Source organism: Rathayibacter sp. AY1B4, assembly GCF_002932815.1.
Classification (GTDB): Bacteria; Actinomycetota; Actinomycetes; order Actinomycetales; family Microbacteriaceae; genus Rathayibacter.
In genome coordinates this window covers 100,455-121,243 of sequence record NZ_PSWN01000004.1, presented here as the reverse complement: position 1 = coordinate 121,243, position 20,789 = coordinate 100,455, and the positions used below count along the sequence as shown (strand labels likewise).

Here is a 20,789-nt window from a genome sequence, read left to right as displayed (position 1 = left end):
TCCCTCGTCCTCGGGACGCGTCAGTCGCTCTGCGTGCGCGGCAGCGGTCCGCCGATGAAGAGGTCCGTGTTCATGCGCCGGCGGCGCATCACGACCAGGACGGCCGCGCAGGCGACGAGCGACGCGGCGACCGCGCCGCCGCCGATCATCAGCGCGGTGGTCGGCGTGATGCCGGCCGGTCCCGCCGAGGCGGCCGTGCTGAGGAAGGCGGTGCGCGCGGCGCTGATCGCGGTGCCGCAGACCTGCTGCGCCTCCCACGGTGCGGCCGTGGTGTCGCTGTCACGGTAGGAGACGGTCACGGCTGCCGTGCGGTGCGACTCGCGACCGAAGGCGACGACGCAGTAGACGGAGGGGTCGGGGTCGGCGACGACCGCGTCGCCCAGCGCCAGCTCGGCCCAGCCGATGGAGTCGGACTGCACGGCGACGTCGCCGGCGGCCAGGTCGGTGCGGGCTCCGGAGGTCTCGAAGGCGCCCACGGCGACCTCCTCGTCGGCGTCGAAGCCCCAGACGGCGCCGCGGGGCGCCTCGGTGCTGCCGTCGCCGAGCTCGCGCGGCTCGAGCAGGAGGCCGTTGCCGGTGGAGGGCGCGAGCCGGAAGACGACCTTGGCGGCGGAGCCCTGGTCGCCCGTGAGGTCGACCGTGAAGGCGCCCGACTTGGTGATCAGCGCGGTCGGCACGGTCGCGGTGCCGCTCCCCGCCTCGAGGGTCAGCGGGGTCTTGGTGCCGTTCGGGTCGCGGAGGACCGCGGAGACGGCCTCGCCGCTGGCGAAGCCGGTGTACGAGAAGCCGACGCCGTAGAACCGGGCGAGCTCGACGGTGAGCGCCTCCGGCTGGACGGCGAGCTCGCGGGTGAGGAAGACGTCCGCGGTCGCGGCACCGGCCGCCGGCTTCGCGCCCTCGGTCGAGGTGCCGAGCTCGGTGCGTCCGGGGGCCGACGCCGCCGGAGTGACGGCGCCCGCACCGGAGGAGCCGGCGGTGCCGGACGTGGTGGTGCCGGAGGTGGTGCCGCCGCCGGAGGTGCCGCCGGACGTCGCTCCGCCGGTGGTGCCGCCGCCGGAGCCGGAGCCGCCGGAGGACGATCCGCCGCCGGTGGAGGGCTGACCGCCGCCGGAGCCGCCCTGCTGGCCGCCGCCGGTCGAGCCGCCGCCGGTCGATCCACCGCCGGTGGATCCGCCGCCGGTGGAGGGCTGGCTCGGCTGCTGGGGCGCGGGGTCGACCGGTGCCGGATCGACCGGAGCGGGGTCCACGGGCGCGGGGTCGACGGGCGCGGGCTGCTCGGGTTCTGCCGGCTCCTCGGGCACTCCGGGAACGGACGGCTCCTCGGGGACGCCGGGAACGGGGTCGGAGCCGCCGTCGCCCGGCTGCTCGGGATCCTCCGGCACGCCGGGGATGGTCGTCGCGGCCGGCTGCTCGACCGTGGTCGAGACCGTCGAGGCGGAGGGTGCCGCGACGGCCGCTCCGGGGAGGGCCAGGCCGAGCACGAGCGCCGCGAGAGCGGCGGCGGGCAGGGCGAGTCGGCGGGATGACGGCATGGCGGTTCCTTCCTCCACGGGCGACGATCTGCGTCCGCTCACGGAGGAGCGCACTCCCCCCTCACGAGGGTAAGGGCGAGAGGCGAGCTATCGCGAGCCGTCCCGTCCCCCGTCAGAGGGACGTCGCGGTCGCGCTTCCGTCCGATCGGCCCGGTCGAGGCTCACCCGCGATCGAGGAGGGCCCGCCGGAGCCGCGCGGGATCGACCCGCCAGAAGGTGTGCACGCGCCCGTCGATCAGCACCACCGGGATCTCCTCGACGAAGCGCTCGTGCAGCTCGGGATCGTCGAGGATCGACACCTCCGAGACGGCGACCGACGCCTCGCCGCCCAGATCGGCGACCACCTGCTCGACCACGGTCCGCGCGTCGTCGCAGAGATGACAGCCCGGCTTGCCCACGAGCGTCAGCTCCACGTCCACCATGCGGTCAGTGTACGGCGGCCCCGGCGACGGGCGCCGAGACGGCGAGCGCCGCCGGGATCATCTCCTGAACGCAGACGAGCGCCCGACCCCGGAAGGGCGGACGCTCGAGTGGGAAGAGGCGCGAGCCTACTTCTTGTTGCGACGCTGGTGGCGAGTCTTGCGAAGCAGCTTGCGGTGCTTCTTCTTCGCCATACGCTTGCGACGCTTCTTGATGACAGAACCCACGAAGACCTCACAACGTTCAGGGGGTCGACCGCCCGACGGGCGGCCGCTTACGAAAAACTGGCTCCCGCGAGCTTACACGACCCGGGGCTCCACCGGTTCCGGCTCCTCGGCGCCCCTCACTTGCGGATGCGCAGCGCCTCCGCGACCTTCGTCGCTCCCTCGCTGACGCCCCGCTGGATGTCCTGCACCACGGTGCTGACCTGGTGGGTGCGCTCGGCGAGCGCCCGGCCCAGCGACTCCGCCCGGGCCGCGGTCGGAGCGTCGAGCAGGGCGCCGGCCGCCTCGTCCTCGGCGAGGAAGGGCAGCAGCCAGTCCTCGACCTCCGCCAGCGGCGCGTACTCGAGCGCGTAGAAGCGGTGCTGTCCGCTCTCGCGCACCGTGACGAGGCCGGTCTCGCGCAGCACCTTGAGGTGCTTGGAGACGGTCGGCTGGCTCAGCTCGAGGCGCGCCACGATCCGCGACACGCTCATGCCCTCGGCCGAGCCGTCCCGCCGCTGCTCGAGCAGCAGGGCGAGGATGTCCCGGCGGGTCCCGTCCGCGATCACCCCGAAGATGTCAGCCATGCGCCCAGGCTAGTCAGCGCCCCGGGGGCCCGGCACCGAGCGGGTAGCATGGCCGCGATCGAGTGGAGGATCCGCCGTGGTGGTTCGGCAGCAGTTCCGCAGCCCCGTGGGCGTCTCGCCCGTCTCCCCCTGGTCGGGGTTCGAGCGGGCCCGCGACCTCATCGACGACTTCGCCGGACGCTCGCCGTCCCGCTTCGCGATCCTCATCTTCTCGGCGCTCGTGCTCGTGTTCACCCTGCTGTTCTCGCTGCCGGTGTCGAGCACCACGGGCACCGTCACTCCGCTGCACGACGCCTTCTTCACCGCGATGTCGGTGATCTGCGTGACCGGCCTCGCGACGGTCGACATGGCGACGCACTGGTCGGCGTTCGGCCACTCGATCATCTTCGTCGGCGTGAACATCGGCGCTCTGGGAGTGCTGACGCTCGCCTCGATCATGGGCCTGGCGATCTCGCGCCGCCTCGGGCTCCGGGCGAAGCTCATGGTCGCCAGCGACTCGAACCCGCTGCGGATCCACTCCGGCCCCGTCGCCGAGGGCCAGGCCGTGCGCCTGGGCGAGATCGGCGGACTGCTCGCCACCGTCGCGATCAGCGCCGCCGCGATCGAGATCATCGTCGCGCTCCTGCTGTTCCCGCGGATGCTGATCGACGGGATCCCGATCGGCGAGGCCGTCTGGCACTCCTTCTACTACTCCGCGATGGCGTTCACGAACACCGGCTTCGCCCCGAACGCCGCGGGCCTCACCCCGTTCGAGGACGACTACTGGTTCCTCGGCATCCTGATGCTCGGCGTCTTCCTCGGCTCGATCGGCTTCCCCGTCATCTACGCCTTCTCCCGCGGCTGGCGGCGCCCGCGCAAGTGGTCGGTGCACGTGAAGCTGACGCTGGTCACCTCCGTGATCCTGCTCGTCGCCGGGGCCGTCCTCTACATCGTGCTCGAGTTCGACAATCCGAGGACCTTCGGCAGCCTCGATGCGGGAGACACCGTCTTCCAGTCCTTCTTCCTCTCGACGATGACGCGGTCGGGCGGCTTCTCGACGATCTCGATCCCCGACCTCAACGGCTCGAGCCTGCTCGTGACCGACATGCTGATGTTCATCGGCGGAGGATCGGCCTCCACGGCCGGCGGGATCAAGGTCACGACCCTCGCGATCCTGTTCCTGGCCGCCTTCGCCGAGGCCCGAGGCAACAACGACATGGAGGCGTTCGGCCGCCGGATCCCGAACGACGTCCTCCGCCTGGCCGTCTCGGTCGTGCTGTGGGGCGCGACGACGGTCGCCGTGTCGAGCGTCCTGATCCTGCACATCACCAAGGCCTCGCTCGACCACGTGCTCTTCGACGTGATCTCGGCCTTCGCGACCTCCGGGCTCTCGACGGGGCTCACCGCGGAGCTGCCGCCGTCCGGGGTCTACATCCTGGCGCTGACGATGTTCATGGGCCGCGTTGGTACCGTGACTCTCGCCGCCGCGCTCGCCGCGAGCCAGCGGAGGCAGTTGTTCAGACGACCGGAAGAGAGGCCCATCGTTGGTTGACCGCATCAGGTACGACGCCCCGGTGCTGGTGATCGGCCTCGGGCGCTTCGGAGCCGCCACGGCCGGCCAGCTCGACCGCCTCGACCGCGAGGTCCTCGCCATCGACGCCGACGCCGGTCTCGTGCAGAAGTGGTCGGAGCGGGTCACCCACGCGGTGCAGGCCGACGCCCGCTCGCTCGACGCCCTCGCGCAGATCGGCGCGCAGGACTTCCAGGTCGCCGTCGTCGCGGTCGGCTCCTCCATCGAGGCGTCCGTGCTGATCACCGCGAACCTCGTCGACCTCAAGATCCCGCAGATCTGGGCGAAGGCGATCTCGCGCTCGCACGGCAAGATCCTCGAGCGGATCGGCGCGAACCACGTGATCTACCCCGAGGCGGAGGCGGGCGAGCGCGTCGCGCACCTGGTCTCGGGCCGCATGCTCGACTTCATCGAGTTCGACGACGACTTCGTGCTCGCGAAGATGTACCCGCCCAAGCCGATCCGGGGGCTGACGCTCACGGAGTCGGGCGTGCGCCGCAAGCACCGCGTGACCGTCGTCGGCGTCAAGAGCCCGGGCAAGCCCTTCACCTACGCGACCGAGCAGACCGTGGTCTCGAACCACGACCTCATCGTGGTCAGCGGCACCCCCAGTGACATCGAGCGCTTCGCGGCCCTCGGCTCCTGAGCGGCGCCCCCTCCCTCCTCCTCCTCCTCTGCGGGATGCCGCTCCGGTACGCCCGCTCCGGCGTGTCGCGTACCCGAGCGGCGTCTCGCGGAGAGGAGGGCGGAGTCAGGAGGCGGCGAGCTCGCGGGCGCGGGCCAGCGCGGCGTCGGTCGCCCGCGTGAAGAGGGCGGCGAGGTCGGCCTCCTGCAGGACTGCGACGGCCCGCTCGGTGGTGCCCTTCGGGCTCGTGACCCGCCGGCGCAACTCCGCGGGCTCCTCGCCGGAGTGGGCGAGCAGCTCGGCCGCGCCGCGGAACGTGCCGACCACCATCGTCGACGCCTGCTCCGGAGTGAAGCCCTTCGCGACAGCGGCCGCGATGAGCTCCTCGATCAGCAGGAACACGTAGGCGGGCCCCGAGCCGGAGATCGTCGAGAGCGCGTCGAGCTGCGACTCCGGCACCTCGACCACCTCGCCGACCGTCTCGAACAGGCGGCGCACGAGCGCCAGGTCCTCGTCGCCGGACCGCGTGCCCGCGCTGAGGCCGGTGACGGCGCGGCCCACGACCGCGGGAGTGTTCGGCATCGAGCGGAGCACGGCGACGGACGCGGGCAGGTGCCGCTCGAACGTGGCCGCGGTCACGCCGGCGGCGACGGAGACGACGACCGCGCCCGGGGCGAGCGCGTCGGCGATCTCGTCGAGCAGGTCCGGCACCATGTGCGGCTTGACGGCCACGAGCACGATCGCCGCGCCCTCGACCGCACGCCGGTTGGCCTCCGGGTCGTCCGCGGTGGCGAAGGCGGTGACCACCGGGTGGCCGTCCCACGCGGCGGCCTTCGCGGAGTCGCGGTTGGTCACCCGCACGCCCCCCTCGACGCGCACGCCGGGAGCCAGCAGGCCCTGGAGGATCGCGCCCCCCATCGAGCCGAGGCCGAGGACGGCGATGGACGGGAGCAGGACGGGCGCATCGGTCACGTCGCTCATCCTACGAAGAGCCCGCGGCAAGGGGGTCCGGGTGCGGTCCGGCGCCTCGTAGGATGGCCCGACCATCCAGCGGCGAGCCCGAGGAGACCACGTGAGCGCATCCGGAGGCGGCACCGCGATCATCGCGGCGCTCGCGGCCAACCTCGGCATCGCCCTGACGAAGTTCGTCGCCTGGTTCTTCTCCGGATCCGCCTCCATGCTCGCCGAGGGCGTGCACTCGCTCGCCGACTCCGGCAATCAGCTGCTCCTGCTGCTCGGCGGCCGCAAGTCGCGGAAGGCCGCCGACGAGGAGCACCCGTTCGGCTACGGGCGCGAGCGCTACGTCTACGCCTTCGTGGTGTCGATCATCCTGTTCTCCGTCGGCGGCGTCTTCTCCCTCTACGAGGGCATCGAGAAGATCGCCGAGCCGCACGAGCTCGAGAACGCCTGGCTGCCGATCCTGGTCCTCGTGATCTCGATCTGCCTCGAGGGCTACTCGCTGCGCACCGGAGTGAAGGAGTCGAACCGGGTCCGCGGCTCGCAGTCCTGGTTCCAGTTCATCCGCCGGGCGAAGGCGCCGGAGCTGCCGGTCGTGCTCCTCGAGGACGTCGCCGCGCTCACCGGCCTGACGTTCGCGCTGCTCGGAGTCGGGCTGACCGTGATCACCGGCGACTCGGTCTACGACGCGATCGGAACGATCATGATCGGCACCCTGCTGATCGTGGTGGCGATCGTGCTGGGCGTCGAGACGAAGAGCCTGCTGGTCGGCGAGGGGGCGACTCCCGCCGACGCCGCCTCGATCCGCGCCGCGCTCGAGGCCGGGCGCGACGTCGACCGCGTCATCCACATGCGCACCCTCTACCTCGGGCCGGACGAGATCCTCGTGGCCGCGAAGCTCGCCTTCCCGGCCGCCGAGACCCTCGAGCACGTGGCCGCCGGGATCGACGCCGCGGAGAAGCGGATCCGCGAGGCCGTTCCCGCCGCCACCACGATCTACCTCGAGCCCGACGTCGACCGTGGACACGCAGGATCGGCGGCGACCCGTCCGGCCGTGACGGAGGCGGCCGCTGCCGCCGCTCCGCCCGCCGCCTCCCCGCCGGCCGCGCCGCACGGGAGCGCCTGAGATGCGCCGGGCCCTGGCGATCGTCAACGAGCGCGGTGCCGGGCTCGGCGCGCTCGAGCCGATGCTGACCGAGCGGGGGTTCGCCGTCGACGCCGTCGCAGGGACGGACCTCGACGCGATCGACATCCTCGCCCCCGACCTCGTCGTCACGCTGGGCTCCAGCGCCGGCGTCTACGAGACCTCGCGGCACCCCTTCATCAGCCCCGAGATCGCGCTCCTGCAGGACCGGATGCACCACCGCCGTCCCACGCTCGGCGTCTGCTTCGGAGCGCAGCTGATCGCGGCCGCCCTGGGCGAGTCCGTCCATCCGGGATCGGCCCGCGAGGTCGGCTTCCGCCCGGTCGTGCTCACGGAGGAGGGCGCCGGCTCCCCGCTCCGGCACCTCGCCGGCGTCGACGTGATGCAGTGGCACGGCGACACCTTCGCGCTGCCGAGCGGAGCGGCGCTGCTGGCGTCGTCGCCGGCGGGCGAGGTGCAGGCGTTCGCCGTGGAGGACTGGCTCCTCGGCGTGCAGTTCCACCCCGAGCTGACCGGCACGATGGCTGCGCAGTGGCTCGAGGGCGACGGGGAGTGGGCGGGAGCGGCGGGCTACGACGCCGCCGCGCTCGCCGAGGACGTCGCGGCGGAGCGCTTCGAGCGGATGCACGCGGCGACGCGGCTCGCGCTGAAGGAGTGGCTGGGCGCTCCGAGCTGAGGGGTTCGGCGGCGGTCGGCGTCAGCGGCGGTCGGCGAAGAAGTCGAGCAGGAGCCGCGAGCTCTCCGCGGCGCGGACCCCGGGGTACACCTCGACCACGTGGTTGTGCCGGCGGTCGCGGAGGAGATCGTGCACGGATCCGGAGGCGCCCGCCTTCTCGTCCCACGCGCCGAAGACGACGCGGTCGATACGCGCCGCCAGGATCGCTCCGGCGCAGAGCACGCACGGCTCGAGCGTGACCACCAGCGTGCAGCCCTCGAGATGCCAGTCGCCGCGGGCCTCGGCCGCCGCGCGGATCGCGACCACCTCGGCGTGCGCCGTCGGATCCCGCCGCAGCTCGCGCTCGTTGCGCCCGAGCCCGAGCACCGCACCCTCCGAGTCGAGGACCACCGCGCCCACGGGGACGTCGCCCCAGCCCGCGGCCCGCCGCGCCTCGTCGAGCGCCAGGCCCATCCACTCCTCGGAGCGGCGGGGGACGCGGAGATCGCTGTCGCGCATCGCTCCCCCTCCTGCGGCGGCCCGCTGCGGCCGGTGGGGCGCCGCTCCGGCCAGTAGATTGAGCTTATGCGCGTCCACGTAGCCGACCACCCGCTGATCACCCACAAGCTCACCGTGCTGCGTGACAAGCGCACCCCCTCCCCCACCTTCCGGCAGCTCGCCGAGGAGCTGATGACGCTCCTCGCCTACGAGGCCACCCGCGGCGTCCGCACCCGCACCGTCACCATCGAGACCCCCGTGACGCAGACCACCGGCCTCGCGCTCAGCGACCCGCAGCCGCTGGTCGTCCCGATCCTCCGGGCCGGCCTCGGGATGCTCGAGGGCATGGTCAAGCTCATCCCGACCGCCGAGGTCGGCTTCCTGGGCATGGCACGCAACGAGGAGACGCTCGAGCCGACCACGTACGCGGAGCGCCTGCCCGACGACCTGTCGAACCGCCAGTGCTTCGTCCTCGACCCGATGCTCGCGACCGGCGGCTCGCTCGTCGCGGCCATCCAGTTCCTCTTCGACCGGGGAGCGGTCGACGTCACCGCCGTCTGCCTGCTCGCCGCCCCCGAGGGCCTGGCCGCCGTCGAGAAGGCCTTCGGCGACCGCGACGTGACCATCGTCCTCGGCTCCCTCGACGAGAAGCTCAACGAGCTCGGCTACATCGTCCCCGGCCTCGGCGACGCGGGCGACCGCCTCTACGGCCTCGCGGGCTGAGCCCGCCGGCCCCCGGACGAGCGGGCCTTCCGTCGCGCCCCGGAACAGGGAGCCCCGCTGAGCCGTGCCGGTCGGCCGGCGCAGCGAGGGTCTCGACACCCCCCACCGCGGCCGTCCGGCACCGCCCGTCCTGCTGATCGACCAGTCCGCGCAGCGGGCGCATCGGGATCCCCCGTCACGGCGCGCGCCTCCTCCCGAGCACCGGAACCACCCCCGACGCGCCGTCCATCCCCACGGAAGTGTTGACGCCGTGCACCGGCCTCCGCTTTACTGACGGACATGACTGACACCCTGCACGCCCCGACCTCCCTCGAGGCCATCGGGAATGCCGGCATGATGATGGCCGGTGGCCCCGTCATGTGCTGTCGAATGTGTGCATGAGGAACTGACCTCGCCGGATCCCCGCACCGCCTCCGCCCGCTGATCGTCACGATCGGCTGGGCGTCCGAGGCGCGGACGATCCCCTGGATGCCCCGCATCCATCTCTGCCGCCACCGCGCACCGCGGGCCGGCTCGATCGCGCACACCCGGATCCGCACCCTCGGACACTCGTCCCGGATCCGACCAGCCAAGGACTCGTCATGACCCTCCTCCACACCCGCACCGTCCCCGCCGCCACCTCCACCGAGGCGCCCCACCTCCAGCCGGTCGCCGACGCCGCGCCCGCAGCGCCCCGCCTCCGCGCCGTCCCCCAGGGCACCGAGGCCCGCGGCTTCGCCCTCTACGTCGGCATCGACGAGGCCAAGGCCCGCGCCGCCGGAGTCGACCTCGGCCGCCTGGTCGAGGAGCTCAAGCGCGTCACGGCGCAGCTCGCCCCCGACGCCGAGACGTACGCCTCCGTCGCCCTCGCCCCGCAGGGCGCCGGCGGCCGCGACGTGGACGTGGTCCGCCTCGCGCTGCAGGACCCGGCCGCCGTCGCCAAGCGCCGCTCCGACGCCGAGCCCGATCCCGACCGTGCACCCGGCGGCGTCGTCATCGACATCTCCCGCAAGCGCGTCATCCTCGACGAGGAGACCACCCCCCTCACCTACAAGGAGTTCGAGCTCCTCCAGTACCTCGTGCTCCGCGAGGGCCGCACCATCGAGCGCGCCGAGCTCATCGCCTCGCTCTGGGGCGCCGCGGACGACGACGCGCCGAACGAGCGCACCATCGACGTCCACGTCCGCCGCCTCCGCGCCAAGCTCGGCCGCTACGAGGAGATCGTGCGCACCGTCCGCGGAGTCGGATACCGCTTCGACCGCCACGCCGACGTCGCCATCCGCTACGCGTCGACGCCGTCGCCGGATCTGTTCTGAATTGTAAGGAGAGCGCTTGCGCTCTCCTTACCGCGGTCGGCTTCACCAGTGGTCGCGATTCGGAGAGCGGGTCGCGACCGGCTAGCGGGAAACGCTGACACGCGTTTCCCGCGTTCGCCTCGAGGGCGGAACGTCCTCCCGACCTCCGGGGATGTGCGCGCACCGCCCCTCACATGGGGAGGGCTGCTCGACGGCCCGCTGCGTGGTCGAAGCCGTGGGGGCGGGTCGCGCCTCGCGGGGCAGGACGACGGGGCCGGGCCGCGTCGGCGGGGGACGAGGGCAGGGGGTGCTCGTCGTGTCCGTCAACGGTCAGGGATGGGCTGCGGTTCGGTGCGGACGTCGGAGGCAGCAGACGGGGCGTCCTGGGTCAGGAGAGAGTCGTGCGGAGCGCGGGCGGGCGCGGCGACGGGCGGGGCGGCTCAGGGTGGATTCAGGAAAGAGAGGGTTGCGTCGTTACCGGGTCGTTATATAGTTCAAGTGCGTCGACCGTTTGCTGTGGCGGGAAGCGCGAGAAGTGATTGCAGGACACTCTTGGTGCAAGGGAATGAAGGTCGGCCGCTCGCCTCAGCGGCCGGCCTTCTGTCGTTCCCCCGGCCCCGTTCCTCCGACTCCCCTCCTCTCAGCACCCCGGCGTAGGCTGTACGGCGTCTGGATGTCAGGGAACCGCTTCCTGAGCGCCGAGAAGGAGGACCAGTGGGGTCGAGAGAGGCCGTCGCCGCCTGGGAGTCGCTCTTCCGCGCCCAGGTCCAGGTGATGCGCACCCTGAGCACCGAGTTCCCCTCGCGGGAGATCTCGATGAACGAGTACGACGTGCTCTTCAACCTCACCCGGCAGCCCGGTCGGCGCGCACGGCTGCGCGACCTGAACCGGCACGTCCTCCTGACGCAGCCCAGCGTCAGCAGGCTGATCGACCGGCTCGCCGCCCGCGGCTGCGTCGAGAAGAGCGAGGATCCGGCGGACGCCCGCGGCACGATCATCGCGATCACCGACGAGGGCTACGCGCTCTTCCGCCGCGTCGCGCTCACCCACATGAGGACCATCTCGGAGCAGGTCGGCGGCGTCCTCGACGAGGACGAGCTGAAGCAGCTGACCGCGCTCTGCGACAAGCTCCGCGACGGCATCGCCTCCTCCTGATCCGTCCCCGCTAGCACGGGCCGCAGCGACCGGCCAGGTCTTCGCCGCGGCGCGGGACTCGCGGATCATGGTGGTCACCATGAGTGACACCTCCCCCACCCTCGTCTGGCTCCGCGACGACCTGCGCCTGGCCGACAACCCCGCTCTGCGCGCCGCGATCGACCGCGGCGGCCCCGTCGCGGTCTGCTACGTGCTCGACGAGGAGTCGGCGGGCATCCGTCCGCTCGGGGGCGCCTCGCGCTGGTGGCTGCACGGCAGCCTCGCAGCCCTCGCCGCCGACCTGCGCGAGCACGGCGCCCCGCTGATCCTGCGCCGCGGGCCGGCCGAGGCCGTCGTCCTCCAGCTCGCCGAGGAGATCGGCGCCGGAGCCGTGCACTGGAACCGCCGCTACGGGAGGGCCGAGCGCACCGTCGACGCGGCGGTGAAGGAATCGCTCCGCAACGGCGGCCTCGAGGCCGAGAGCCACCAGGGCTCGCTGATGTTCGAGCCGTGGACCGTGCAGACCGGCGCCGGCGGCCCCTACTCCGTCTACACGCCCTTCGCCCGCGCCTGCCGCGCCAAGCCGACGCCGCGCGCGCCGCTCCCCCGCCCCCGCTCGCTCGACGGCGTCACGGGAGACATCGCCTCCGACTCCCTCGACGACTGGGAGCTGCTCCCCACGCGTCCCGACTGGGCGGGAGGGCTGCGCGAGCGCTGGGTCCCCGGCGAGAGGGCGGCGGCCGACCGGCTGCGCGCGTTCCTCGCGGAGCAGCTCGACGACTACGCCGACGGCCGCGACCGGCCGGCGGAGGACGCCACCTCGAACCTCTCCCCGCACCTGAGGTGGGGCGAGATCAGCCCCTTCCAGGTGTGGCACGCCCTGGAGGAGGCGCACGCGAAGGGCCTGCACCGCGGCGACGGCAGCGACCGGTTCCTCTCCGAGGTGCTCTGGCGCGAGTTCTGCTACCACCTGCTGTTCCACTGGCCGGATCTGGCGACCGCGAACTTCGACACCCGGTTCGACTCCTTCCCGTGGGGACGCCCCGGCCAGGAGGCGATCGACGCCTGGCACCAGGGGCGCACCGGCTACCCCCTGGTGGACGCCGGCATGCGCGAGCTCTGGAGCACCGGCTACATGCACAACCGGGTCCGGATGGTGACCGCGTCGTTCCTGATCAAGAACCTGCTGGTCGACTGGCGGGTGGGCGAGGAGTGGTTCTGGGACACCCTGGTGGACGCGGACCCGGCGAGCAACGCCGCGAACTGGCAGTGGGTCGCGGGCTCGGGAGCCGATGCGTCGCCGTTCTTCCGGGTCTTCAACCCGGTCACGCAGTCGAGGAAGTTCGACCCGGCCGGCGAGTACATCCGCCACAACGTGCCGGAGCTCGGCGGAGTCGAGGGCGCCGCCGTGCACGAGCCGTGGACGCTAGGGGACACGCTGACCGGAGGCGCGGACGGCTACCCGGCGCCCCTCGTCGACCTCAAGGAGACGCGGGCGCACGCGCTGGACGCCTTCGCGCAGATCAAGAGCGCCCCGCGCGACATCTCGCCGCGGGGCGACGACTGAGCGTCGCCGGCTAGACGCGTCCCGCCGGTCCGGTGGAGCGGCCGGACCCGGCGAGCGGGTCCTCCTCCCCGCCCTGATCGCGCAGATCGCGGGCCGGGATGCCGACGAGCACCGCTCCGTCGGGCGCGTCCTTCACCACGACGGCGTTCGCGCCCACGCTGACGTCGGATCCGAGCACGAGCGGGCCCAGGACGACCGCGCCGGCGCCGACGACCACCCGGTCGCCGAGCGTGGGGTGCCGACGCTCGCGCCGGGCCGACCTCCCGCCCAGCGTGACGGAGTGGTAGAGCATGCAGTCGTCGCCGATCCGCGCGGTCTCGCCGATGACGACGCCCATGCCGTGGTCGATGAACAGACGCCGGCCGATGGTCGCACCGGGGTGGATCTCCACTCCGGTCACCGCGCGCGCCGCCTGGCTGAGCAGCCGGGCGGGCAGGCGGAGGCCGCGCCGCCACCAGGCGTGCGCGACGCGGTGCACCCAGACCGCGTGCACTCCCGGGTAGGAGAGGACGACCTCCACCGCGCTCCGGGCGGCGGGGTCGCGCTCCCGGGCGGTGCGGACGTCCTCGCGGAGCAGGGCGAGGAGCCCGGGACGCTCCGGTCCGGACGGGACGCGGCGCTCCGGCCGACCGTCGCGTCCGGAGCGGGGCGTCCCGCCTCGTCTCGAGGGGCTCAGCTGCGGAGGTCCTCGTACAGGACGGTCGAGATGTACCGCTCGCCGAAGTCGCAGACGATGGCGACGATGGTCTTCCCCGCGTTCTCGGGGCGCTTCGCGACCTCGAGCGCGGCCCACATGATCGAGCCGGAGGAGATGCCGCCGAGGATCCCCTCCTGCGCGGCCATCTCGCGGGCCACCCGCACGGAGTCGTCGAGCGTCACGTCGATGATCTCGTCGTAGACCTCGCGGTCGAGGATCGCGGGGACGAAGTTGGCGCCGATGCCCTGGATCTTGTGCGGCCCGGCGGTGCCCTGGGTGAGGAGCGGGGAGTCGATCGGCTCCACTCCGATGACCTGCACGCCGGGCTTGCGCTCCTTGAGCACCTGGCCGACTCCGGTGATGGTGCCGCCGGTGCCGATGCCGGCCACGAAGACGTCGACCGCGCCGTCGGTGTCCTCCCAGACCTCCTCCGCGGTGGTGCGGCGGTGCACCTCGGGGTTGGCGGCGTTCTCGAACTGGCGGGCGAGGATCGCGCCGGGGGTCTCGTCGACGATCGCGCGGGCGCGCTCGACCGCTCCGCGCATGCCCTCGCTGCCGGGGGTGAGCACGATCTCGGCTCCGTAGGCGCGGAGGAGGACCCGGCGCTCGACGGACATCGTCTCGGGCATCGTGAGGACGACCTTGTAGCCGCGGGCGGCGCCCACCATCGCGAGCGCGATGCCGGTGTTGCCGCTCGTGCCCTCGACGATCGTCCCGCCGGGGTGCAGCTCGCCGGAGGCCTCGGCCGCGTCGATGATGGCGACGCCGATGCGGTCCTTCACGCTGTTCGCGGGGTTGTAGAACTCGAGCTTGGCGAGGACCGTCGCCTGGTCGGCGCCCTCCAGCCGGTTGATGCGGACGAGAGGGGTCCTGCCGACGAGCTGGGTCACGTCGTCGTGGATGCGTGCCATGGTGTGCGCTTTCTGCCGGGGCCGGCCGCCCGGGGCCCCGGAGCGGTGGGTGGAACGGGTGCTGCAGCGCCCCTCGGAGCGGCGCTCCCCCCACGATACGGATGCATCGACCCGAGGTCAGCACTCCGGACGCGCCCGCTCCTGCGCATCACCCGCCAGCTCCTCATCTCCACCGGGAGGAGGACGCCCCGCGGGCGCACCCGTCACGTACCATGAACCCGGGGATCGCGCGACTGCTCGCGAGGCTTCTCGCCACCCTCCCTCACATCTCCGCGGCCCCGCGCCGCGTCGAAAGGACGACCGCTCCATGGCACTTCCCACTGCATCCCGCCGCTCCGTCCGGCCGCTCGGGATGTCGCTGCGGGCGGTCATGGGGTTCATCGGGATGAGCGCCGTGGCGGGCGTCCTGATCACCGTCGGCGTCACGCCGGCTCTCGCGCTGACGGGCCTGGCGACGAGCAACACGATCGGCATGTTCCAGAACCTGCCGGGCTACCTCGACGTGGGCCAGCTGATGCAGCGCACCAACGTCTACGCGAGCGACGGGACGACCCTCCTCGCCTCCGTCTACGACCAGAACCGCGTCGAGGTCGGCTGGGACGACGTCGCGCAGTCCGCGAAGGACGCGGCCGTCGCCGGCGAGGACCCGCGCTTCTACGAGCACGGCGGCATCGACCTCCAGGGCACGCTCCGGGCCATCGCCGTCACGCTCACGGGCGACGACCTGCAGGGCGGGTCGTCGATCACGCAGCAGTACGTGAAGAACGTCCTGGTGCAGAAGGCGGAGTCGATCACCGACGAGGCCGCGCGCGACAAGGCCTACCAGGAGGCGACGGACCCGACCCCCGAGCGCAAGCTCAAGGAGATGCGCCTCGCGATCGGCCTCGAGAAGGAGGCGTCGAAGGACGACATCCTGCTCGGCTACCTCAACATCGCCCTCTTCGGGGGCACCGTCTACGGCATCGAGGCCGCGGCGAACTACTACTACGGCATCCCCGCGAGCCAGCTCTCGACCTCGCAGGCGGCCGCGCTGCTGGCGATCGTGAACAACCCGGCGAAGTTCCGCTTCGACAACCCGGGCGACGAGGCGAACGGCGCCGCCAACGGCTACGCCGCCACCAAGGAGCGCCGCGACTACATCCTCTCGGAGGAGCTCAAGCACGGCCGGATCGACCAGGCCGCGCACGACGCCGCCGTCGCCGAGCCGATCACCCCGAACATCACGGAGCCCTCGACCGGCTGCACCACCGCCGGCAACGCCGCGTACTTCTGCGACTACGTGCTGAACGTCCTCCGCAACGACTCCGTCTTCGGGGCGACCGACGACGAGCGCTACCAGCGCATCCGCCAGGGCGGCTTCGACGTCGTGACGACCCTCGACCTCGACATCCAGCAGGTCTCGCAGGCGGCGCTCAACGCCTACATCCCCTCCGTCGACCCGCGCTTCCAGGTCGGCGCGACGGCCGCCTCCGTCGAGGCGAAGACGGGCCGCGTGCTCTCCATGGTGCAGAACACGCAGTACAGCCAGGACGAGCAGTTCCTCGCCGCGAACCCCGGCTACAGCGCGATCAACCTCAACGTCGACCTCAGCATGGGCGGCGGCTCCGGCGTGCAGACCGGATCGACCTACAAGGTGTTCACGCTGGCGCAGTGGCTGAAGGCGGGGCACACCGTCAACGAGTCGTTCGCCTCCCCCACCTCCGGCTTCAGCTCCTACCCCCAGAAGTGCAACGTCGAGGGCGACGGCGGCTACTACGGCAGGTTCTCGCCTCGCAACGACGACCCGTCGGAGGACGCGAGCTCGATGAGCGCGCTCGGCGCGACCACGAACTCGATCAACACCGGCTTCATGGGAATGGCGCAGCAGCTCGACCTCTGCGACATCCGCACCACCGCCGAGTCGTTCGGGATGCACCGCGCCGACGGCCGCGAGCTCGCCAACGGGCCGGCCTCGGTCCTCGGGACGAACGAGATCGCGCCCCTGACGGTGGCCAACGCCTACGCCGGGATCGCGAACGACGGCACGACCTGCTCGGCGATCGTCATCGACCGGATCACCGACAGCGAGGGCAACGCCGTCGCCGCCCCGGCATCGGCGTGCACGCCCTCCGTGTCGCCCGAGGTCGCCCGAGGGATGCAGTACGCGATGCAGCGGGTGATGACCTCCGGAACGGCCTACGCCTCGAACCCCTTCGACGGGATCGAGCACATCGGCAAGACGGGCACCACCGACGAGGCCGCCGACGTGTGGACGGCGGGCGCCAGCAAGGCCGCCTCCCTGGCGGTCTGGGTCGGCAGCATCAACGGCTTCGCCGACAACACCAAGCAGAACCTGCGCTTCATCAGCCTGACGGGCGAGAAGGGCACCATCCGCGCCTCCAACGCCCGGCACGCCATCTGGAAGCCGATCATGACGGCGCTCGACGAGAAGTACGGCGGCGACGACTTCACGGCACCGCCGGCCTCGATGCTCGCGTACTCGCCGCGATCGGCGGCGAACTCCGAGGTCCCCGACGTCACGGGCGAGACGGTCGAGAGCGCCACGGCGATCCTCACCGCCGCCGGTTTCGTCGTCGGGATGCACGAGTCGGTCGACTCCGCGACGATCCCTGAGGGCTCCGTCGTGTCGACGACGCCGAGCGCGGAGGAGACGGCGGTCGCCGGCGGGGTGATCCCCCTCCAGGTGAGCACGGGCAAGGCTCCGGCCAATCCGAACGACATCTCGGACCTGAACGGCGACCTGATCGAGTAGAGACGTCGCCCGTCCCGTGAAGGGGCCGATCCCTCCGGGGTCGGCCCCTTCTGCTGTCGCAGGCGCCGGGCCTGCGCGGGCGCCGTCGCGCCGACTCCGGGCGGACGGGCGTCCGGCGCGGCCGTGGCGCGCCTCGTCGGGGATGTCGCAGGCCTCGCCTAGGGTGCTGGTGCAGCGAGAGGATCCATCCTGAAGCGACCGAACGTCCCCGTCTTCCAGCCCCGTCGAACCGTCCACGGGGCTCTCGGCGCGCTGTTCGGATTCGTGATCGTCAGCGTCCTGGCGGGTCTGCTCGCCTCGCTCGTGGTCGCCCCCGCCGCCGCGCTCACCGGCGCGGCGACCTCCGGCACCATCTCGGCGTTCCAGTCCCTCCCGAGCTACCTCGAGGTCGGGCGCTTGATGCAGAAGAGCGACGTCTACGCGGGCGACCCGGACGATCCGACGCTGCTGGCCTCCTTCTACGACCAGAACCGGATCGAGGTGCCGGCCGACCGGATCGCCGACTCCGTGAAGGACGCGCTCGTCGCGAGCGAGGACCCGCGCTTCTACGACCACGGCGGGATCGACCTGCAGGGCACCCTCCGCGCCATCGCCAGCACCTACCTCCTCGACGGCGACACCCAGGGCGGCTCGTCGATCACGCAGCAGTACGTGAAGAACGTGCTGGTGCAGAAGGCCGAGTCGATCCCGGACGAGGCGGACCGCGACCGCGCGTACGCGGAGGCGACGGCGACCACGGCCGAGCGCAAGCTCAAGGAGATGCGGCTCGCGATCGGGCTCGAGAAGGTGTCCTCGAAGGACGACATCCTGCTCGGCTACCTCAACATCGCGCTGTTCGGAGGCACCGTCTACGGCATCGAGGCGGCGGCGGAGTACTACTACGGCATCCCGGCGGCCGACCTCTCCCTCGCGCAGTCCGCCTCGCTCCTGGCGATCGTGAACAACCCCGAGAAGTTCCGCTTCGACCGGCCGGACGACACGGCCAACGGCGAGTCGAACGGCTACGCGCAGACCCGGGAGCGGCGCGACTACATCCTCGACCGGATGCTCGAGACGGGGAGCATCGACCAGGCCGCGCACGACGCCGCGGCCGCCGAGGCGATCATCCCCGACATCACCCCGCCGTCCACCGGCTGCCAGACGGCCGGCAGCGCGGCCTACTTCTGCGACTACGTGACCCACGTCCTCCGAGACGACCCGGCGCTCGGAGCGACCGACGACGAGCGCTACGCGGCGATCAAGCAGGGCGGCATCAAGGTCTACACGACGATCGATCTCGACCTGCAGAGGACCGCGCAGGAGCTGATGGACGAGCAGGTCCCCTCCTCCGATCCGCGCTTCGACGTCGGGGCGACGGCGGTCGCCGTCCAGAACGGCACCGGGCGCATCCTCACGATGGTGCAGAACAAGCGCTACAGCCAGGACCCGGACGTGATCGCGAGCGGGCCGGAGTTCTCGGCGATCAACCTCAACGTCGACGCGTCCGCGGGCGGCGGCAACGGCTTCCAGACCGGCTCCGCCTACAAGGTGTTCACGCTCGCCGAGTGGCTCGACCGCGGGCACACCCTGCTCGAGCAGTTCGACTCGAAGCAGAAGAACTGGACCGGCTTCGCCGACAGCTGCGAGGGCACCTGGGACTACGACTCCTACAACCCCAAGAACGCCGGCGACGGCGGCTACACCGACACCCAGACGGCGCTGTACTCGACGATCTACTCGCTGAACACGGGCTTCACCGGGATGTCGCACCTGCTCGACCAGTGCGAGATCCGCAAGCAGGCCGAGGCCTTCGGAGTGCACCGCGCGGACGGGACCGCGCTCGTGCAGTCGCCGGGAGCGGTCCTCGGCACCAACGAGATCGCACCGCTCACCATGGCGACCGCCTACTCCGGCATCGCCGCGAACGGCACGACCTGCACCCCCGTCGCGATCACGGCGATCGTCGGCGCGGACGGCCGCGAGATCGAGCCGGTGGAGACGACCTGCAGCCGGGCGGTGTCGTCGAGGGTCGCCTCGGCGATGCAGTACACGATGCTCAAGGTGACCGCCGAGGGCACGGGTGTCGAGGACGATCCGAAGAACGGCATCCAGCACATCACCAAGACGGGCACCACCGACAACTCCGCCGACACCTGGGCCATCGGGGCCTCGACCGAGACCTCCCTCGCGGTCTGGGTCGGCAGCATCTCGGCACGCGCGGACGGCTCGAGGGTGAACCTCGACTCGATCGACTTCGACAGCGGCTGGGCGCCCTCGGCACGCCACCGGATCTGGAAGCCGTTGATGACGGCGATCGACTCCCGCTACGGCGGCTCCGACTTCCCGCAGGCCGACCAGTCGCTCATCGCGGCGCCGCAGGTCACCGTGCCGGACCTGTCGGGCCGGACCAGCGACTCCGCCGCACAGGCGCTGACCGCAGCAGGGCTCACTCCCGGAGCGACGTCGCAGGTCGACTCGACGCAGCCGATGAACACCGTGGCCGGCACCGGCCCGGCCGCGGGCACCCGCGTGGACAAGGGCTCGGTGGTGGGCGTGCAGCTGAGCACGGGGAAGGCGCCGCCCGCTCCTGCTCCGGGCGGCTGACACCGCTGGACCGGGATGTCGCCGGTCGGCGAGGATCTGCGACGGGAACGGGTCAGGGGGAACGGCTCAGGGAAGTCGGCTCAGGGCCCGACGGCTCCGGCGGGGAGGAGCCCGAACTCGACGAGCTCGTCGTCGGTGAGCAGTCGGCTGCGGATCATGAAGCGCTTGCCCTCGGGGGCTTCGACGCTGAATCCGCTGCCCCGACCGTCGACGAGGTCGACGGTGAGGTGGGTGTGCTTCCAGTACTCGAACTGGGAGCGGGACATCCAGAAGTCGATCGGGTCCAGGCCGTCGAGCCGGAGCGATTCGACGAGCACGTCCGAGGCGCCGGTGCGGAACATCCCGGTGGGGAAGCACATCGGGGAGCTGCCGTCGCAGCATCCGCCTGACTGGTGGAACATGAGCGGCCCGTGCAGCGCCGTCATCCGGCGGAGCATGCTTGCCGCCTCCGCAGTGACGTCGACCCTCGTGGAGGTCATGGGTGGTGCTCCTTCGCTCGTGGTGCGGAATGTCTGTGTGCGCCCGACCGCTGACGCCGGACACTCCTCCGGGCCGGCACCTCGATACGCCGCTGCGCGGACTACTCGATCGACATGAGGGGGCGCCCCCTCGTCCGATGCCTCGCCCGAAGGGCCGAGCACCGTTCTCCCGCGCGCCGCCAGGTGCCTCGCCCGAAGGGCCGAGCACCGTCCTTCCGCGCGCCGCCAGGTGCCTCGCCCGAAGGGCCGAGCACCGTCCTTCCGCGCGTCGCCAGGTGCCTCGCCCGCAGGGCCGAGCTCCGCTCTTCCGCGCGTCGCCAGGTGCCTCGCCCGCAGGGCCGAGCACCGTCCTTCCGCGCGTCGCCAGATGCCTCGCCCGAAGGGCCGAGCACCGAACGGCGGATCCGCGTGCCAGCGGATCCGTCTCGGTGCGGACGCTCCCCGCTCCTCCCCACCCGGCCACGTCGGCGAGCCGACCGCGGCACGGGCGACGAGGAAC

The 20,789-nt window shown here is 72.1% G+C and carries 19 protein-coding genes; 10 read left to right on the top strand and 9 right to left on the bottom strand.

Annotated elements, in window-relative coordinates; translation table 11 throughout:
- Nucleotides 1-20: 20 nt before the first annotated feature.
- From C5D66_RS03900 to C5D66_RS03885, 4 genes are all read right to left on the bottom strand, one after another.
- A complete protein-coding gene (locus tag C5D66_RS03900) occupies nt 21-1,532 on the bottom strand; it encodes a hypothetical protein (protein WP_104326790.1) in 1,512 nt (503 codons plus the stop codon).
- Nucleotides 1,533-1,693: 161 nt separating this feature from the next.
- Entirely contained in the window at nt 1,694-1,954 is a 261-nt protein-coding gene (locus C5D66_RS03895) for a glutaredoxin family protein (RefSeq protein ID WP_104224855.1), read from the bottom strand.
- A 126-nt stretch (nt 1,955-2,080) separates the two neighbouring features.
- On the bottom strand, nt 2,081-2,179 hold the full coding sequence (locus C5D66_RS03890) for a 30S ribosomal protein bS22 (protein WP_003792170.1): 99 nt from the start codon (nt 2,177-2,179) through the stop codon (nt 2,081-2,083).
- Between the two features lie 116 nt (nt 2,180-2,295).
- Nucleotides 2,296-2,742 carry a helix-turn-helix transcriptional regulator gene (locus C5D66_RS03885; RefSeq protein WP_104224854.1) on the bottom strand — a complete coding sequence of 149 codons (447 nt, stop codon included), beginning with the start codon at nt 2,740-2,742 and terminating at the stop codon, nt 2,296-2,298.
- A 160-nt stretch (nt 2,743-2,902) separates the two neighbouring features.
- Between C5D66_RS03885 and C5D66_RS03880 the strand changes: the two genes are divergently transcribed.
- Together C5D66_RS03880 and C5D66_RS03875 are read left to right on the top strand one after the other, a co-directional pair.
- Nucleotides 2,903-4,273: a TrkH family potassium uptake protein gene (locus tag C5D66_RS03880; RefSeq protein ID WP_258060566.1), complete on the top strand. Its 1,371-nt coding sequence runs from the start codon at nt 2,903-2,905 to the stop codon at nt 4,271-4,273.
- Nucleotides 4,266-4,937, top strand: a complete 672-nt coding sequence (locus C5D66_RS03875) for a TrkA family potassium uptake protein (RefSeq protein ID WP_068255410.1) — start codon at nt 4,266-4,268, stop codon at nt 4,935-4,937. Before C5D66_RS03880 ends, C5D66_RS03875 begins: the two co-directional genes overlap by 8 nt.
- Nucleotides 4,938-5,042: 105 nt before the next feature.
- Here the strand turns inward: C5D66_RS03875 and proC are convergent, their stop codons facing one another.
- Complete coding sequence (proC, locus tag C5D66_RS03870) at nt 5,043-5,897, bottom strand: pyrroline-5-carboxylate reductase (protein WP_104254857.1); 855 nt, start codon at nt 5,895-5,897, stop codon at nt 5,043-5,045.
- Between the two features lie 91 nt (nt 5,898-5,988).
- Here proC and C5D66_RS03865 point away from each other — a divergent pair, with 91 nt between their 5' ends.
- On the top strand, nt 5,989-6,999 hold the full coding sequence (locus tag C5D66_RS03865) for a cation diffusion facilitator family transporter (protein ID WP_104326789.1): 1,011 nt from the start codon (nt 5,989-5,991) through the stop codon (nt 6,997-6,999).
- A 1-nt stretch (nt 7,000) separates the two neighbouring features.
- Nucleotides 7,001-7,693, top strand: coding sequence for a gamma-glutamyl-gamma-aminobutyrate hydrolase family protein (locus C5D66_RS03860; RefSeq protein ID WP_104254859.1), 693 nt, complete (start codon nt 7,001-7,003; stop codon nt 7,691-7,693).
- Nucleotides 7,694-7,714: 21 nt separating this feature from the next.
- On the opposite strand, the gene C5D66_RS03855 is transcribed toward C5D66_RS03860, so the two are convergent.
- Nucleotides 7,715-8,191, bottom strand: a complete 477-nt coding sequence (locus C5D66_RS03855; protein WP_104254860.1) for a nucleoside deaminase — start codon at nt 8,189-8,191, stop codon at nt 7,715-7,717.
- A 66-nt stretch (nt 8,192-8,257) separates the two neighbouring features.
- Here C5D66_RS03855 and upp point away from each other — a divergent pair, with 66 nt between their 5' ends.
- The 4 genes from upp (at nt 8,258) to C5D66_RS03835 (ending at nt 12,868) form a co-directional block, all read left to right on the top strand.
- Nucleotides 8,258-8,893 carry a uracil phosphoribosyltransferase gene (gene upp, locus C5D66_RS03850; protein WP_104224850.1) on the top strand — a complete coding sequence of 212 codons (636 nt, stop codon included), beginning with the start codon at nt 8,258-8,260 and terminating at the stop codon, nt 8,891-8,893.
- Nucleotides 8,894-9,474: 581 nt separating this feature from the next.
- On the top strand, nt 9,475-10,188 hold the full coding sequence (locus C5D66_RS03845) for a winged helix-turn-helix domain-containing protein (RefSeq protein WP_104326788.1): 714 nt from the start codon (nt 9,475-9,477) through the stop codon (nt 10,186-10,188).
- A 753-nt stretch (nt 10,189-10,941) separates the two neighbouring features.
- A complete protein-coding gene (locus C5D66_RS03840) occupies nt 10,942-11,322 on the top strand; it encodes a MarR family winged helix-turn-helix transcriptional regulator (protein ID WP_104247054.1) in 381 nt (126 codons plus the stop codon).
- A 79-nt stretch (nt 11,323-11,401) separates the two neighbouring features.
- A complete protein-coding gene (locus tag C5D66_RS03835) occupies nt 11,402-12,868 on the top strand; it encodes a deoxyribodipyrimidine photo-lyase (RefSeq protein WP_104326793.1) in 1,467 nt (488 codons plus the stop codon).
- A 10-nt stretch (nt 12,869-12,878) separates the two neighbouring features.
- Here the strand turns inward: C5D66_RS03835 and epsC are convergent, their stop codons facing one another.
- Nucleotides 12,879-13,445, bottom strand: a complete 567-nt coding sequence (gene epsC, locus C5D66_RS03830) for a serine O-acetyltransferase EpsC (protein WP_104326792.1) — start codon at nt 13,443-13,445, stop codon at nt 12,879-12,881.
- Between the two features lie 95 nt (nt 13,446-13,540).
- Entirely contained in the window at nt 13,541-14,476 is a 936-nt protein-coding gene (gene cysK, locus C5D66_RS03825) for a cysteine synthase A (RefSeq protein WP_104326097.1), read from the bottom strand.
- 307 nt (nt 14,477-14,783) lie between these two features.
- Here cysK and C5D66_RS03820 point away from each other — a divergent pair, with 307 nt between their 5' ends.
- Nucleotides 14,784-17,228 carry a penicillin-binding protein gene (locus C5D66_RS03820; RefSeq protein WP_181028729.1) on the top strand — a complete coding sequence of 815 codons (2,445 nt, stop codon included), beginning with the start codon at nt 14,784-14,786 and terminating at the stop codon, nt 17,226-17,228.
- 264 nt (nt 17,229-17,492) lie between these two features.
- A complete protein-coding gene (locus C5D66_RS03815; protein WP_104254863.1) occupies nt 17,493-19,811 on the top strand; it encodes a transglycosylase domain-containing protein in 2,319 nt (772 codons plus the stop codon).
- 80 nt (nt 19,812-19,891) lie between these two features.
- Here C5D66_RS03815 and C5D66_RS03810 read toward each other — a convergent pair whose 3' ends face one another.
- Nucleotides 19,892-20,290 carry a DUF779 domain-containing protein gene (locus tag C5D66_RS03810; RefSeq protein WP_104254864.1) on the bottom strand — a complete coding sequence of 133 codons (399 nt, stop codon included), beginning with the start codon at nt 20,288-20,290 and terminating at the stop codon, nt 19,892-19,894.
- Between the last annotated feature and the right edge of the window lie 499 nt (nt 20,291-20,789).

Coding starts and splice junctions, on each gene's coding strand:
- C5D66_RS03900 (WP_104326790.1), bottom strand. CDS start 1,532: ATGCCGTCATCCCGCCGACTCGCCCTGCCCGCCGCCGCTCTCGCGGCG.
- C5D66_RS03895 (WP_104224855.1), bottom strand. CDS start 1,954: ATGGTGGACGTGGAGCTGACGCTCGTGGGCAAGCCGGGCTGTCATCTC.
- C5D66_RS03885 (WP_104224854.1), bottom strand. CDS start 2,742: ATGGCTGACATCTTCGGGGTGATCGCGGACGGGACCCGCCGGGACATC.
- proC (WP_104254857.1), bottom strand. CDS start 5,897: ATGAGCGACGTGACCGATGCGCCCGTCCTGCTCCCGTCCATCGCCGTC.
- C5D66_RS03860 (WP_104254859.1), top strand. CDS start 7,001: ATGCGCCGGGCCCTGGCGATCGTCAACGAGCGCGGTGCCGGGCTCGGC.
- C5D66_RS03855 (WP_104254860.1), bottom strand. CDS start 8,191: ATGCGCGACAGCGATCTCCGCGTCCCCCGCCGCTCCGAGGAGTGGATG.
- upp (WP_104224850.1), top strand. CDS start 8,258: ATGCGCGTCCACGTAGCCGACCACCCGCTGATCACCCACAAGCTCACC.
- C5D66_RS03845 (WP_104326788.1), top strand. CDS start 9,475: ATGACCCTCCTCCACACCCGCACCGTCCCCGCCGCCACCTCCACCGAG.
- C5D66_RS03840 (WP_104247054.1), top strand. CDS start 10,942: ATGCGCACCCTGAGCACCGAGTTCCCCTCGCGGGAGATCTCGATGAAC.
- C5D66_RS03835 (WP_104326793.1), top strand. CDS start 11,402: ATGAGTGACACCTCCCCCACCCTCGTCTGGCTCCGCGACGACCTGCGC.
- cysK (WP_104326097.1), bottom strand. CDS start 14,476: ATGGCACGCATCCACGACGACGTGACCCAGCTCGTCGGCAGGACCCCT.
- C5D66_RS03820 (WP_181028729.1), top strand. CDS start 14,784: ATGGCACTTCCCACTGCATCCCGCCGCTCCGTCCGGCCGCTCGGGATG.
- C5D66_RS03810 (WP_104254864.1), bottom strand. CDS start 20,290: ATGACCTCCACGAGGGTCGACGTCACTGCGGAGGCGGCAAGCATGCTC.